Raw genomic sequence first — 15031 nt, forward strand, 5'->3', positions numbered from 1 at the left:
CCCGCTACGCGGTCGCGAGCTGGCGCGACGTCTCGAGCCGCAGGAAGTCCGCGTAGGTCGGCTCGGCGACCGCGGCGGGGGCAGCGTCGACGCGGATGGTCGTCAGCTCCGACGACAGGCGGCGACGCTTGGGGTAGGGGTGGATGCGGGCGGCGGGCACGCGCTCGTCGCGGAGGTAGGAGCTGTCGCTCGTGACGTCGACGCGCGACCGGACGTGGCGGACGAGCTGCTCGGCCGAGAGCCCGGCGAGCTGGCGGGCGGAGGGGTGCAGCGAGGTGGTCATGTTCATCTCATTCCTGGCGGTCCTGCGAACGCCTAGAGGGGAACTCGGGGCTGGTGACGCCGCCGTGAATCGGCGTCGAGACGAGTGTGGCACGCAGATGTCTAGAGAAACTAGTTAGCGCCATGAACGTTCGCTTCGTGGATACCGGTGTACCCCGCCCGGACGCCGGGGAGCCTCTCGAGGCGTCGCCGGGGCCGCACGTCGGCGTCGGGCCGGGCTCTCCCCTGAGCTCGCCCCTGCGCTCGCTCGCCCGCGCGTGCCCCGTGCTCCCCGCCCCTGTCAAGGCCCGGACACCGCCGGGCCGGGCGGCCTCCATGGGACGGGACCGACCACCAGGGCCCACCACGAAGGAGATCCCCATGAGCACCTCAGCTCGGACCACCACCGCCCGTCACCGCTTCGCCGAGACCCCCGTGCAGAAGGCCTCGCTCGTCGTCGGCGTCGTCTTCCTCGTCGTGGGGCTGGCCGTGTTCATCCCCGGCCTCACGACGAACGTCGGCGAGCTGCACGGCGCCGGCCACGGCTCGGGAGCCCTGCTGCTCGGGGTCTTCCAGGTCTCGGTGCTGCACAACGTCGTGCACCTGCTCTTCGGCGTGCTCGGCGTCGCGCTGGCCCGCGCCGTGCGGAGCGCCCGCCTCTACCTGATCGTCGGCGGCGTCGTCTACGCCGTGCTCTGAATCTACGGCCTCGTCATCGACAAGGAGAGCCAGGCCAACTTCGTGCCGCTGAACTCGGCCGACGACTGGCTGCACTTCGTCCTCGCGATCGGCATGGTCGCGCTCGGCCTCCTCCTCGGCCTCCTCCTCGGCCGCCGCGCCGCACGGCGCCGCTAGTCGCGCCGCGCCTCCATGGCGTCGGCGAGGTCCTGCGAGAAGTCGCGGTCGAACGCGACGGGGACGCCGTCGAGCGACGAGATCGGCGAGATCTGCCGACCGCTCGACGCGAGCCAGAGGGCGTCGGCCGCGCGGACGCTCTCCATCGGCAGCAGCTCGTACGCCGTCTCGTGGCCGAGGGCCTCGAGCGTCTCGAAGACCGCGGCCTGCGTCGTGCCCTCGAGGATGCCCTGGTCGGTGCTCGGCGTGACGAACCGGTCTCCGAAGCGCGCGATCAGCGACGCCGAGGGGCCCTCGAGCGCGTAGCCGTCGCTGCTCACGAAGATCACGTCGTCGGCCCCGCGGCGGGCGGCCTCGCGCAGCACGCTCTTGTTGACGGCGTACGAGAGCGTCTTGGCGCCCTGCAGCAGCCAGGGCGAGGTCTGCGCGACGTCGTGGCGGTAGCCGCGGTCGAGCGCGACTACGGCGATGCCGTCGCGGCGCTCGTGGGAGTGGTCGGGCATCGCGTCGGTGCGCACCCACGCGGTGGGCGTGCCGTCGCCGCCCTCGACGCCGCGGGTGACGACGAGCTTCTGCAGGAGGAACGGCGCGGGCGCGTGCAGCCGCGCCGAGGCCAGGCAGGCCTCGCGGACCACGTCGAGGTCGAGCTCGGGCAGGTCGAGCATCGCGGCGGACCGGGCGAGGCGCCGCAGGTGCGGCTCGAGGGCCTGGATCGCCCCGTCAGCGACTCCCAGCCCCTCGAAGACGCCGTCGCCCCGCGTCACGCCGAGGTCGGCGACGTCGATGACGGGATCGTGCGCGTCGACGACGTGCCAGCCCGTCTCGCCCTCGGCCAGGGGCGGTCCCCCCGCCGTGGCCTTGTCGATCAGCACGAGGACGGGCGCGGAGGCGGGGGAGTCGGTCACGTCGTCAGCATAGGAGTCGCGGGTCGGGTCGGGCCAGGACCTCCCGGAGCCGCACGCCGAGCACCTGTCCGCCCGCAGCCCCGGTGGGCCGCTAGACAGCCTCGTTAGGCCGTCTAGCTAAAAAAGGATGCTGATCAGCTTTTTCTGGGGTACGCAACCCCTGGTGGCTCCCAGTTCGACGCCGTACCGTGGGCTGTGCCCGCCTAGGCCGGCTCGTGGTTCCCCACAGGGTGCGGAGCTTCACACGCAGGGGCGTCTCCTGTGGGGGACCACCACGAGCCGGGGCCACGCGGCGGTGCAGCGGCCTACTCGGGCTTCGGGTGCCCCGGGATCGAGTCCCCCGACAGGTTGAGCTCGGAGGGATCGACCTCGATCTCGCCCACGTCGTCCGGTCCGCCGGTGCCCGGCAGGGTCTTCACGGCGTCGGAGTCGATCTCGTCGTCGTCCATCGCCGGCGAGTCGCCCGGCTCGGTCGACTGCATCTCGCGGATCGTGCCGTCGCTGCGCGGGCTGTCGAACGTCGGGTCGGCGGTGGTCTCGGTCGCCTCGTCGAGGCCCTTGGAGTGATCGTCGTTGGTCATGCCGTGACGCTACGCCGCGGTCGCCCGCGGGCGTCCGGGTGGTGCCCAGCCAGCCGCCGCGGCCACCAGCAGCCGCCAGCCGCTGTCGACGCCGTCAGCCGCTGAGCGGGTGCGAGCCGTCGTGCGAGTCGCGGAAGGCGACCGCGCGGGCGAACTCGCGGAGCGTCGCGTCGGAGCTGTGCCGCGGCGCCCAGCCGAGCACGCGGCGCGCACGGTCGGTCGACATCACCGGGATCTTCGCCGCGATGTCGAGCCAGCCCGGCTCCGTCGGCTGCAGGCGCAGCAGCCAGGTGACCGAGACGAGGGCACGCATCGCCCGGTACGGCACGGGCAGCAGGCGCGTGCCGAAGGCCTCGGCGACGTGCTCCGGGGTGACCACCGGCTCCGCGGCCAGGTTGAACGCGCCTCCGGCCTGTCGGTCGACGGCACGCCAGAACGCGTCGGCGACGTCGTCGGCGTGGACGACCTGCGACACGAAGCGTGGGGCGAGCGGGAGGAAGGGGAGGCGGTGACGCTGCATCCAGCGCGTGGGCACCCAGCGGCCGAGGAAGAGGCCGACGATCTCGCTCGCGGCGGCCGGCTGGAAGACCAGGCCGGGGCGCATCCGGGTGAGGGTCACCTCCGGGTGCTCGCGCTCGAAGTCGTCGAACGCGCGCTCGTTGGCGGCCTTCTGCCGGGAGTAGCTCGAGCGGCGCACGCCCTTCGTCCGGTACGTCTCGTCGACGCGGCGGCGCTTGGGGCCGCGGCTGTAGGCACCGACCGACGAGGCCGCGAGCACGTGCGGCACGCCGGCGCGGACCGCCGCGGCGAGGACGTGGGAGGTGCCGGTCACGTTGGTGCGCCACATGCCGTCACGGTCGTGGCTGGGCTGCAGGGCCCAGCCCAGGTGGACGACGGCGTCAGCGCCCTCGAAGGCGTGCGCGAGCTGCGCCACCGCGACGTCGTCGCCGACGTCGATCGAGAACCAGGCGACGCCCCCGTAGGGCGGCGAGGCGGTGCGGGGCGCCCGGCGGGCGACGCCCGCGAGCTCGGTCACCTCGGGCTCGGCCTGGAGCCGGGTCAGCAGGGCGGTGCCCAGGTTGCCCGTGGCTCCGACGACGACCACGCGCATGCGGGCTCTCTTCCTGTCCGGGGCGGGGGCGACGACGGCCCCCGAGTGCTGCGTCGAGCGTACGCCGGGGCGCCTGGGCGCGGCGCGGGCGGGGGTGCGCCGCCGCGCGGGCGGCGCGCGGGTGCTCAGCGCGGCGGAGCGGCCGGGCCGGCCTCCGCGGCGATGCGGCGCACCGCCTCCTCGTCGAGCACGAAGACCTCCTCGCCGTCGCCGCGGGCGTGCGCCCGCACCACGGTCGAGCGCACCGGGCCCTCGGCCAGCACGTCGACGACGAGGAAGGCCGAGCCCCGCACCGCCCGCTCGGTGCCGTGGGGCGCCGCGACGTCGGTCTCGTTCGTCACGCCCGGCGCCACGAGCACGGGCACCCCGGCCAGCGAGCCGACGATGTGGTGGTGGTAGTGCCCGGCCAGGACGACGCGGACGTCCGTTCCCTCGATCACCGCGCCCAGCGCCTCCGGGGCCTGCAGCGCCAGCGACTCGTGCAGAGTCGTCGGTGCGGGCACGGGCGGGTGGTGCAGCACGAGCACCGTGCCGCGCTCGGCCGGCGTCGCCAGCAGCTCGCCGAGCCAGGCGAGCTGCGCGGGGCGGAGCGAGCCCCAGCCCGCCCGCGGCACCGAGCTGTCGAGCGTCACCACGCGCCACCCGTCGAGGTCGGTCACCCCGTCGATCGGCACCTCGACGGAGTCGGGCGCCGGCCCGCCGTGCCCGTCGCCGAGCACGGCGCCGAAGCCCTCGCGCACGTCGTGGTTGCCCGGGGCCAGCACGACCGCGGCGTCACGACGGCCCGCCCACGTCTCGAGGCGCCCGCGCAGCAGGGCGTAGGAGTCGCGGGTGCCGTCGTCCGACAGGTCGCCCGAGCCCACGAGCAGCCGCACCCCCTCGACCCGGTCGGCCTCGGCGAGGACGCGGTCGAGCGCCGCGGTCGTGTCGACGACCCCCTGGTGCAGGCTGCCGTCGCCGGAGAGGTGGGTGTCGCTGAGGTGGACGAGGCGGAGCGCTCCCGCGGGCAGGGCGTACATGGGGGGAGCGTACTGCCGGGGGCGTGCTGCGGGCGGGGCGTGCGTGCTGCGCGCGCTGCGGGGCGTGGCTAGGAGCTGAGCTCGTCGACAGGGCAGAGCCGCGCGTCGAGCAGGCGGCCGAGGCGGTCGAACATGCCGGTGACGCTCGCCCACTGGTCGGGGGTCGGCGCGGTCGGCTCGACCCAGAGGCCGTAGAAGCGGCGGCCGAGCGAGAGGGACTCGAGCAGGATCGTGCCGGTGAAGTCGGTCAGCACGGTGCCGTCGCGCTTGAGGTCGGCGGCGAGCACGAGGTCGCCGGCGTCGGTGCGGAAGCCGTTCGCGGCCAGGGTACGGGCCGTCCTCGCCGCGGAGAGCCGGGGCAGGTGCGCGCGACGGGCGAGCGCCCCAGCCCGGGTGCGGTCGCCGTCGAGGGCCGCGGCGCCGTCGAGCCGGGCGCGCACGTGCGCGAACACGAGCGCGGGCTCGTGCACGGGGCGGGCGGCACGGTCGTCGGGGAACATGCGCCCAGCGTGGCAGCACAGCGGGCTCCCGGGCGACGCCCAGTTCGGGGAGCCCCGGGACGGGGGAGGCGCGGGTCGGGCCGCGGCCGGGCCGCGGTCGGGTTGCCGCCGACGCGGCAGGATGGTCGCCATGGACGACGCCACCCGCTGCCCCTGCCTGAGCGGCGAGACCTTCGGGGCCTGCTGCGGGCCGCTGCTCCGCGGCGAGCGGCCCGCCCCGACCGCCGAGCGCCTCATGCGCAGCCGCTTCACCGCGTTCGCCCTGCACGACGTGGCGTGGCTGCTCGCGACCTGGCACCCCTCGACCCGGCCGGGCGACCTCGAGCTCGACCCCGGCACCCGCTGGTACCGGCTCGACGTGCTCGGCACCCGTGCCGGCGGCCCGTTCGACGACGACGGCGTGGTCGAGTTCGCGGCGCACCACCGCTCGGCCGACGGCGCCGGGGTGCTGCACGAGGTCAGCCGGTTCGTGCGTGAGCAGGTGCCGGGCGACGCGGGCGGCCCGGACGGCCGCCGCTGGCTGTACGTCGACGGCGACGTCGGGTGACGCTGGCCCCGCGCTGACGTCGGGTCGTCAGGCCCGGTGCGGTGTCGCGTCCGGCCCGGCGCGGGGCCGACGACGCGCCGTCCGTCAGCGCTGCGGCGTGCCGCCCTCGACGTGGCCGGCGCTCGCCGCGGCGGCGTGGCCGAGCGCGGTGGCGACGTCGACGAAGGCCGAGTGCGCCTTGGAGGCGCCGATCGCGCCGCCCTTGACGGCGGCCGTCCCGAGGTCGCGCGAGATGCGGGCGACGAGCCGGCCCTGGTCGTCGACGAAGTAGGCGAGCCAGAGCGTGACGTGGAACCCCTTGCCGGCCAGCCCGCCGAACAGCAGCGTCGTGGCGAGGTTGCCGCGGACGGCCTTGGTCGTGCCGTTCGGCATCGCCTCGAGGGCGAAGCCCTGGGCCTGGACCGTCGAGTCGATCAGGTGCCTGGCCGCGTCGTGCGGCCCGCTGAAGAAGTAGTCGTAGCTGCTCTCGGCCATCGTGGCCCCCCGGTCCGGCTGGCGCGACGCCCCCGCCGGGCGTCGTCGGGCTCACTGTAGCGGCAGGCGCAGCTCCCGCTCGAGGGCGGTCGGGTCGAGGGGGTAGGGCGAGGTCGCGCCGGTCGGGGCGAAGCCGCGGCGACGGTAGAACGCGATCGCCCGGTCGTTGGCCTCGTGCACCTGGAGGAACAGCGCGTCGCCGTGCCCCCTCGCCCACTCGACGACGCCGTCGAGCAGCGCGTCGGCCACCCCGGCGGCGGCGCCCCGCGACGTCGGCGTGACGTAGACGCCGACGAGCACGGGGTGCCCGGGCTCGGGCAGGTACCCGCCCATGGTGCCGAGCCAGTGGCCGTCGGCCTCGTCGACCGCGGCCAGGAAGACCCCGGTCGCCGAGGTGCCCCGTGCCGCCCGCAGCCGCCAGGCCTGCTCGTCGAGGGGCTGTGCGGCGGCCAGCGTCTCGCCGAACGCCCGCGGGGTGTCGGCGAGCATCTCGAGCCGGAGGTCGCGCACCTCCCGCCAGTCGTCCGCCGTCGTGGGCCGCACGGTGACGCCGCCCCGCGGCCCGGACGGGGTGCCCGGCGCGGCTGCCGAGGCGACCGGGTGCCCCCGCAGCGGCTGCGGCGCCGGCTGCCGACGCTGCCCGTCTCGGCAGGGCGTGAGGATGGTAGCGCGACGTCCCCGCGCATCCGGCTCGGTCGCGTGCCCCAGCACCTGCAGCCGACCCGGGGCCTGCGCCCGCAGCGACGCCGTCCACGCGCAGAGCAGGGCGTCGAGCAGGTCCTCGCGGTGCTTGTAGGCCCGGTCGACGAGCGGCGACGGCTCGTCGAGCAGGAGGCGCGACACCGGGTGCGAGCGCAGCTGCAGCGCCGGGGCGGCGGCCGAGAGCGTGCCCAGCCGACGCAGCAGGTCGTCGCAGACCGCCGCGCGGGCCTCGCGCCGCGCCTCCGGCGGGAGCGTCGTGTCGGGCCGCTTGTAGCGCGGCCGGCGCTCGTCGTAGCCGAGCTCGGCCGCCCCCACGAGCGTCGTGTAGGGGTAGCACTCGAAGTAGCTGGTGCGGCCCTCGGGCACGGACTGCACGCCGTCGTCGAGCACGATGCCGGCGCGCTCGAGGCGCTCGCCGAGGTCGCGACCGCCGAGCCAGGGCAGGGAGGCGCTGCTCGCGTTCGCCGCCACGTGCCACCGGCCGTACGACCGCGAGACCTCGCGCTCGCTCGCGCGCATGCCGGTCGCGTTCGGCACGAGGACCGGCGCGTCGATGGCGACCACCGAGCCGGGGGTCGCCCAGCGCAGCACCCACTCCTCGACGGCGTCGACGCCGCGCGCCCAGCCCGCGTCGAGCACGGTGCCGTCGGCCGCGACGACGGCGAGGCCCGTCTCGTTCGCGGGCCGCCCCGGCGTCGAGTCGCGCCAGGCGAGGTCGACCCCGAGGTAGCGCGGGGCGGGCCCGGCGGCCGCGGCGGGCCCGGCGGCCGCGGCGGGCCCGGCGGGGGAGTCGGCGGAGGCGCGGGTCACCCCGGTCACGCTAGTCGCGTCGTCGGCCGGTCACCCCCGGCGCTCGGGCCTGCCTCCCGGCCCCGCGGCCGGTCCGGAGGTCGTGGGGCGCGCCTCCCGCCGGTCCGAGCAGCGCTCCGTGACGGGTCGGCACGCGCGGGCGGGCCGGAGGAGGCACGATGAGGCCATGACCGACACGAGCGACCTCCGCCGCTGGCGCCGCTACCTCGCCGACGAGCGCGCCGAGGAGGCCACCTACCGCGACCTCGCCCGTCGCCGCACCGGCGAGGAGCGCGCCATCCTGGTCGCCCTCGCCGACGCCGAGGCGCGGCACGCGCAGCACTGGCTCGACCTGCTCGGCGACGACGTCGGGCGGCCGGTGCGCACCGACCTCCGCACCCGCGTGCTCGGCCTGCTGGCCCGCCGCTTCGGCTCGATCTTCGTGCTGGCCCTCGTGCAGAGCGCCGAGGCACGGTCGCCGTACGCGACCGACGCCGACGCGACCGACGCGATGGCGGCCGACGAGCGCATCCACGGCGAGGTCGTGCGGGGGCTCGCGGAGCGCGGGCGCAACCGCCTCTCGGGGTCGTTCCGGGCCGCGGTCTTCGGCGCGAACGACGGGCTCGTGAGCAACCTCGCGCTCGTGCTCGGCATCAGCGCCTCGGGGGTGCCGAACCGGGTCGTGCTCGCCACCGGCCTCGCGGGCCTGCTCGCCGGGGCCCTGTCGATGGGGGCCGGCGAGTACGTCTCGGTGCGGTCGCAGCGCGAGCTGCTCGACGCGTCGACCCCCGACGCGGCGGCGCGGAGCGTGCTGCCCGACCTCGACGTCGACGCGAACGAGCTCGCGCTGGTCTACCGGGCGCGGGGCATGTCGCCGGCCGACGCGGAGGCGCGGGCGCGCGACGTGCTGCGCGCCGTCACGCCCGTGACGTCGCCGTTCCGGCTGCCGGGCGAGGCCGTCGCGACGACCCGCCGGGCCGAGCCGACGGGCGACGGGGCCGACACGGCCGACGCCCTGCCCGGCGACGCTGTCGAGGCGGGCGGTGCCGGGGGCGCAGGAGGCGCCTCCCGCGCCCCCGAGGCAGCCGCGGCCCCCGCCCCGGTCGAGCACGAGACCCTCGGCACCGCCCTCGGCGCGGCCGGCTCGAGCTTCTGCTTCTTCGCGTCGGGGGCGGTGATCGCCGTGCTGCCGTACCTGTTCGGGCTGCAGGGGCTGGTGGCCGTCGTCGTCGCCGCCGTGCTCGTCGGGCTCGCGCTGCTCGGCACGGGCGCCGTGGTGGGGCTGCTCTCCGGGGCGAGCCCGCTCCGGCGCGCGCTGCGCCAGCTCGCGATCGGCTACGGCGCGGCCGGGGCGACGTACCTCCTCGGGCTGTTGCTCGGCACCGGGGGGCTCTGAGCGGGACCGCGCCGTCTCCGTCTCCGTCTCCGTCGGAGCCGGGCCCGGGAGGCACCCCGTCCTCGCTCGCGAACCCTGCCGCGACGGGGTTCGCCGGCGAGGACGGGGTGCCTGTCGCTCGGCCGGCGCCGAGACCGCCCTCGGCAGCCGCGCCGGCGGCCCGGCTATGCTCGCCCGACCACGAGCCGGCGCGGGGGAGCACATGGCAGGGACCGACCACGACGAGCACGTCGAGCACGACGACCCCGACCACGCCGTCGAGCACGACGACCCCGTCGACCCCGTCGACCCCGTCGACACCGACCACTCCGTCGAGCACGTCGACCCCAATCACGCCGTCGACCCCGTCGACCCCGACGGCGACGACCGCGACCCGGCCGCGAGTGGTGCCGCTCGCGGCCGCGGCGTCGCCCGGCACGGACGGCTGCGCCGTCGCGGCCCGTGGCGCGGGCTCGCCGCCGGCGTGGGCCTGGTCGCGGCGGTCGCCGTGGCGGGTGCGACGTCCCTCGCGGCCGTCGCCACCTGGCAGGTGCTCGACGGGGCGCCTCCGCCCGTCAGCCTCGCCGCTCCCGGAGCGACCTCGTCGCCGCCGCCCGCCCTCACCGCGCAGTCGGGCGAGGTGACGCTGCTGCTCGTCGGGTCGGACACCCGTGAGGGGCAGGGGGTCGCCTACGAGGACGCCGCGAACCAGGCGGCGAGCGTGGGCGTGGGCAAGAACGACTCGACCGTGCTCGTGCGCATCAACGCCGACCACACGGCGATGGCCGTCGTCAGCTTCCCGCGCGACCTGCTGCTGCCGATCCCGGCCTGCACGAACGACGAGGGCGGCGTCACCCCGGCGAGCTCGCGGGCGATGCTCAACACGGCGCTCGAGCGCGGCGGACGCGAGCACGGCCTCGCCTGCGTGGCCGCCACGATCGGGCAGCTGACCGGGCTGCAGGTCGACTACGCCGGCTCGGTCGAGTTCGACGGCGTCGTCGCCATGGCCGACGCCGTCGGCGGGGTCGAGGTGTGCCTGGCGACCCCGCTGCGCGACGACGACGTCGACCCGGCGCTGGACCTCCCGGCCGGCACACGGGTGCTGACGGGCAGCGAGGCGGGCTCCTTCCTGCGCTCGCGACACGGCGTCGGAGATGAGAGCGACCTCGCCCGCGTCAGCAACCAGCAGACCTTCCTCTCGGCGCTCGCCCGGCAGACGGTGTCGGCGGGCACGCTGACCGACCCCGCCGCGGTGCTCCGCCTCGCGACCGTCGCGTTCGACTCGATGACCCTCAGCGACACCCTCGCCGACCCCGCCACCCTGGCGCGGATGGCCCTGGCGATCGACACCGTCGGCCTCGACCAGATGGTCTTCGTCACCTACCCGGTCGTCGACGACCCCAGCGACCCGAACCGGGTCGTCGAGGCAACCGAGCCGGCGGCGGTGCTCAAGGCGGCCCTCCAAGCCGGTCAGCCGATCGAGCTCGCGGAGGACAGCCTCGGGCGGTCGGCCGTGCTCGACCCCGCGGCGCCCGTGAAGCCCGCACCGCCCGCCGCGGAGCAGCCGGGCGCCCCCGTCGGGTCGACAGACCCGGCCGACCCCACGGCCACGGCCCCGGCCACGGCGGCGCCCGCGCCGCTGCCGGCCGCCGAGCTGCCGTCCTCCGTCTCGGGCCAGAGCGCCGACCAGGTCACCTGCGCCGCGAAGGGCTGACCGGAGCGGCGCCTCGGCGCGTGACGGGGCGCGCGGGCCTGGCCGATCGGCGGTGCAGCCTGCGCAGATCGGACGCCGCCCCTTCCGATGTTTGCGCAAACACCGTACGCTCCCGTTCGGGGGTCGACGACGACCGCCCGGTCGCCGTCAGGGGCGACCGTCAGCACGACAGAGGGGCTGCATCGATGACGATGCGACGATCACGATCTGTAGTACGACGAGCACTCGCGGGGGCGAGCGTCACGGCGCTCGCGGCCGTGGGGCTGGTCACCGGGCTCCCGCCCGCCGACACCGCAGCGGCCGCGGCGACCGCCGAGGGGGTGACCATCACGCCGAACCCCTGGTACGCGGGCGACCCGTTCCAGGGCTGGGGCACCAGCCTCGTCTGGTTCGCCAACGCCACGGGCGGCTACCCGGAGGAGCTCCGCGAGGACCTCTACCAGGCCGTCTTCGGCGAGGAGGGGCTCGACCTCAACATCGCCCGGTACAACATCGGCGGCGGCAACGCGACCGACGTCGTCGACTACCTCCGCGCGGGCGGAGCGGTCGACGGCTGGTGGGCGCCCGACGCCGACGGCAGCGAGGGCACCTACGGGGGCGCCTCCACCGCGTACGCGGACCGCGAGGCCGTGCGCCAGGCCTTCGACCCCGACGACCTGTCGCAGTACGACCTCGACGCCGACGCCACGCAGCGCTGGTGGGTCGACCGCCTCGCGGCCGACGACCAGATCACGCACTGGGAGACGTTCGCGAACTCCGCGCCGTACTTCATGACCGAGAGCGGCTACGTGTCGGGCGGGTTCGACTCGACGGCGCAGCAGCTGAAGACGGCCTCCGAGGCCGACTTCATCACGTACCTCACGCGGGTCACCGAGCAGCTCGAGCAGACCTCGGGCATCGAGGTCGAGTCGATCGACCCGTTCAACGAGCCGAACACCAACTACTGGGGCACGACGATCCGGAACGGCCAGCCGACCGGGCGCCAGGAGGGCATGCACGTCTCGCCCGACCAGCAGGTGCGCATGATCGCCGACCTGCAGGCCGAGCTCGCCGAGCCCGGCACGACCACCGACGCGATGATCGCGGCGATGGACGAGACCAACCCCGGCATCTTCGCGACCAACTGGGCGGCCTACCCCCAGGAGGCGCGGGACGCGGTCGGGCGCATGAACGTCCACACCTACGGCACCAGCGGCCGCCTCACCGTCCGCGACCTCGCGAAGCAGGCGGACTCGCCGCTCTGGATGAGCGAGATCGAGGGCAGCTGGGTGAACGGCTGGGATCCCTCGAACATCGAGAACGGCCTCGGCATGGCCGGCCGCGTGGCGGACGACCTCCGCGAGCTCGAGCCCGACGCCTGGGTGCTCTGGCAGCCCGTCGAGGACCTCTACAACATGGAGCCGCAGGGCGAGGACCTCAACTGGGGCTCGATGTTCATCGACCTCGACTGCGTGCCCTTCACCGAGGGCGGCGTCGAGGTCTGGAAGAGCGAGCGCCGCGTCGCCGACGCGGGGGGCGACTCCACCACCGTCGAGCCGTGCTCGGTGAAGGTGAACTCCAAGTTCTCCGCGCTCCGCAGCTTCACGAAGTTCATCCAGGAGGGCGACCGCCTGGTCGCCGTCGACGACGTCGACACCACCGCGGCCGTGCGCCCCGACGGTGACGGCGCCACGCTCGTGCACCGCAACACGACCGACGCCCCCCGCACCGTCACGCTCGACCTGTCGCGCTTCGGCGCGATCGCCGACGGCGCGGCCGTCACGCCCTACACGACCACCGAGGCGCCCGAGGGCGCCGAGGTCACGTCGACCGGCGTCGTCCCCGGCGCCCCGGTGGCCGTCGACGTCGCCCGCGGCACCGCGACCCTGACGGTGCCCGCGAAGTCGGTCACCACCTTCGAGGTCGCCGGCGTCTCCGGCGTCGCCGCCGACGCCCCCGCGGTGCTCGACGGCCACGACTACCAGTTCGTCGGCGTGCAGAGCGGCAAGGCCCTCAGCACGGGCACCGGCACCGGTGCGGCCACGACCCTCACCTCGTCGGCGACCACGACGGAGGCGGCGGGGCGGCAGTCCTGGACGGCCCGCACCGTGCCCACCGAGTCCGGCGACGAGCGCCGGGTCACCCTCCGGGCCGCCGACGGCCGCTACCTCGCGGCGACCTCCCGCGGCACCGAGCTGAGGAGCGTCGACGAGGCCACCGCGGCCGGCGACCCCGCCTCGCGCTGGTGGGTCACCACGACCGACGGATCGACCTTCTCGCTGGTCGGCGAGGGAGTCGCGCAGTCGCTGGACGTCAACGGACAGTCGTCCGCAGAGGGCGCGGGCGTCGGCGTCTACGGCTCGAACGGCGGCGCGAACCAGCGCTGGGTCGTGCGTGACCTGGAGCCGGCCGTCGGGCAGACCGTCGCGCTCCGGACCGACGTGGGCGTGCCTCCGGCGCTCCCCGCCACGGTCGTGGCCGGCTACTCGTGGGGCTCCGGCGCCGCGGCGAGCGTGGTCTGGGGCGCGGTCGACGCCGCGGCCTGGCAGACGCCCGGCCGCGTCGAGGTCGGCGGCACCGCCACCGACGTGTTCGGCCGCGAGTTCGCGGTCACGGCGCTCGTCGACGTCGGCGGCCTGACCGTCACCGACCCCGTGTCGCTCACCGTCGCGGTGGGCAGCGCGGTCGAGGGGGTCGTCGCGGCCCTGCCCGAGACCGTGCCCGCCCGGGTCGGCGCCTCGGAGCAGACCTTCGACGTGCCCGTCACCTGGAGCTCGTCGAGCCTCACGGCCGACGACCTCGCCCGGCCCGGCGTCGTCACGCTGGCCGGCACGGCGACGGTCGACGGCGGCGAGCTGCCCGCCGAGGTCTCGCTGATCGTCACCACGGCGACCCTGCGCAACTTCGCCCCCGACCAGGGAGTCGCGGCCTCGGCCTCGTCGACCGAGTCGGGCTACCCCGCCGACCGCACCCGCAACGGGGTGTCGGGCGACAAGGGCTGGTCGAACTGGGTGTCGTCCAACAAGCCCGCGCAGAGCTGGCTGCAGTACTCGTTCGACGCTCCCCGCGACGTCTCGGGGATGACCGTCCAGTTCTACCCGGACGGCTCGGCCACCAGCTGGGCCCAGACGATCCAGCTGCAGCAGCGGGCGACCGACGGCAGCTGGCAGCCGCTGCCGGGCTACGAGACGCCGCAGCCCGTCGCGGTGCCGACCGCCGGCGCCCCCGTCGTGACGGCGGAGTTCCCGACGGTGACCACCTCGGGCGTCCGCGTCGTGATGGACGCCTACGCGAACACGCACCTCACCGTGAGCGAGGTGCAGCTCTTCGAGCCGGTCGCCTCCGACTCGTCGGTGAGCACGGCCGCGACCCTGCGCCTCGACGGCGTCGAGGTCGAGGGCTTCGACCCCGCCACGTCGGCCTACGCGGCGACGGTGCAGGGCGAGCGCTGGCCGCTCGTCTCCGCGATCGCCACCGACACGACGGCCGACGTGGTCGTCGAGCAGGCGTCGGAGGCCACCGACGGCGTCGCCACGGTGACGGTCACCTCGCCCGACGGCACGACCACGACGACCTACACGGTCGACGTGACGCGCCAGGTCGCGCTGGGCTCCGTCGTCGTCACCGGCGAGGCGCGCGTCGGGTCGGAGCTGCGCGTCGTCGCGGTCGCCGACCCGGGCGAGGCCGAGCTGACGGCCGAGTGGCTGCTCGACGGCGAGCCCATGGCCCCGGCCGCGGCGCCCGGCGACGAGCCCGCGACCCGCGCCGCCGCACCGGTCGAGAGCGCGACCTTCGTCGTGCCGGCCGGGTCGGAGGGCCGTGTGCTGAGCGTGCGGGTCACCGCCCGCGCGGCCGGCTTCGCCGACTCGGAGCCGGTCACGAGCGACGGCGTCACGGTGCTCGCCGCACCGGTCGACCCGCCCGTGGACGGCACCGACCCCGGCACCGGCACGCCCGGCACCGGCACGCCCGGCACGCCCGGCGGCACGGCCCCCGGGACCGGAGCGGGTGCCGGCACCGGCACCGGAGCGGGTGCCGGGACCGGCACCGGAGCGGGAGCGACCGACACCGCCGCCCGCACCGAGGCCCGCCGCCTCGCGATGACCGGCTCGGGCCCCGCGCTCGGCGTCGGGCTCACCGCGGCGCTCGCGCTGCTCACGCTCGGCGGGGCGCTCGTCGCCCGCCGACGGGGGCGCGCCGCCGAGTAGCGGACAGCACC

12 protein-coding genes and 1 pseudogene are annotated in these 15031 nt (G+C 75.9%); 5 read left to right on the forward strand and 8 right to left on the reverse strand.

Annotation, left to right across the window (positions count from 1 at the left end):
- Positions 1–4: 4 nt before the first annotated feature.
- On the reverse strand, positions 5–283 hold the full coding sequence (locus tag F1C15_RS11420) for a hypothetical protein (protein WP_167257940.1): 279 nt from the start codon (positions 281–283) through the stop codon (positions 5–7).
- A gap of 359 nt (positions 284–642) precedes the next feature.
- Here F1C15_RS11420 and F1C15_RS11425 point away from each other — a divergent pair.
- Positions 643–1116 (forward strand): annotated as a pseudogene (locus tag F1C15_RS11425) (DUF4383 domain-containing protein).
- Here the strand turns inward: F1C15_RS11425 and F1C15_RS11430 are convergent.
- The 5 genes from F1C15_RS11430 to F1C15_RS11450 form a co-directional block, all read right to left on the reverse strand.
- Positions 1113–2021, reverse strand: a complete 909-nt coding sequence (locus F1C15_RS11430; protein WP_255465202.1) for an aminodeoxychorismate lyase — start codon at positions 2019–2021, stop codon at positions 1113–1115. The pseudogene F1C15_RS11425 and the gene F1C15_RS11430 overlap by 4 nt on opposite strands.
- Before the next feature lie 305 nt (positions 2022–2326).
- Complete coding sequence (locus F1C15_RS11435) at positions 2327–2602, reverse strand: hypothetical protein (protein ID WP_185231256.1); 276 nt, start codon at positions 2600–2602, stop codon at positions 2327–2329.
- Positions 2603–2696: 94 nt separating this feature from the next.
- On the reverse strand, positions 2697–3713 hold the full coding sequence (locus F1C15_RS11440; RefSeq protein ID WP_185231258.1) for an NAD-dependent epimerase/dehydratase family protein: 1017 nt from the start codon (positions 3711–3713) through the stop codon (positions 2697–2699).
- Between the two features lie 125 nt (positions 3714–3838).
- A complete protein-coding gene (locus F1C15_RS11445; RefSeq protein ID WP_185231260.1) occupies positions 3839–4732 on the reverse strand; it encodes a metallophosphoesterase in 894 nt (297 codons plus the stop codon).
- Between the two features lie 68 nt (positions 4733–4800).
- A complete protein-coding gene (locus F1C15_RS11450; RefSeq protein ID WP_056052120.1) occupies positions 4801–5232 on the reverse strand; it encodes a hypothetical protein in 432 nt (143 codons plus the stop codon).
- 130 nt (positions 5233–5362) lie between these two features.
- Here F1C15_RS11450 and F1C15_RS11455 point away from each other — a divergent pair, with 130 nt between their 5' ends.
- Positions 5363–5779, forward strand: coding sequence for a YchJ family protein (locus tag F1C15_RS11455; RefSeq protein ID WP_185231262.1), 417 nt, complete (start codon positions 5363–5365; stop codon positions 5777–5779).
- 84 nt (positions 5780–5863) lie between these two features.
- Here F1C15_RS11455 and F1C15_RS11460 read toward each other — a convergent pair whose 3' ends face one another.
- Positions 5864–6253 (reverse strand): hypothetical protein, encoded by a 390-nt coding sequence (locus tag F1C15_RS11460; RefSeq protein WP_167257952.1) that lies wholly within the window; start codon positions 6251–6253, stop codon positions 5864–5866.
- Positions 6254–6304: 51 nt separating this feature from the next.
- A complete protein-coding gene (locus F1C15_RS11465) occupies positions 6305–7765 on the reverse strand; it encodes a GNAT family N-acetyltransferase (RefSeq protein WP_185231264.1) in 1461 nt (486 codons plus the stop codon).
- Positions 7766–7931: 166 nt separating this feature from the next.
- Here F1C15_RS11465 and F1C15_RS11470 point away from each other — a divergent pair, with 166 nt between their 5' ends.
- From F1C15_RS11470 to F1C15_RS11480, 3 genes are all read left to right on the forward strand, one after another.
- A complete protein-coding gene (locus tag F1C15_RS11470; RefSeq protein WP_185231266.1) occupies positions 7932–9140 on the forward strand; it encodes a VIT1/CCC1 family protein in 1209 nt (402 codons plus the stop codon).
- 202 nt (positions 9141–9342) lie between these two features.
- Complete coding sequence (locus F1C15_RS16305; RefSeq protein WP_185231268.1) at positions 9343–10833, forward strand: LCP family protein; 1491 nt, start codon at positions 9343–9345, stop codon at positions 10831–10833.
- Positions 10834–11018: 185 nt separating this feature from the next.
- Positions 11019–15020 carry an Ig-like domain-containing protein gene (locus F1C15_RS11480; RefSeq protein ID WP_185231270.1) on the forward strand — a complete coding sequence of 1334 codons (4002 nt, stop codon included), beginning with the start codon at positions 11019–11021 and terminating at the stop codon, positions 15018–15020.
- Positions 15021–15031: the final 11 nt, after the last annotated feature.

The sequence above is a fragment of the Frigoribacterium sp. NBH87 genome, from assembly GCF_014217665.1.
Classification (GTDB): domain Bacteria; phylum Actinomycetota; class Actinomycetes; order Actinomycetales; family Microbacteriaceae; genus Frigoribacterium; species Frigoribacterium endophyticum.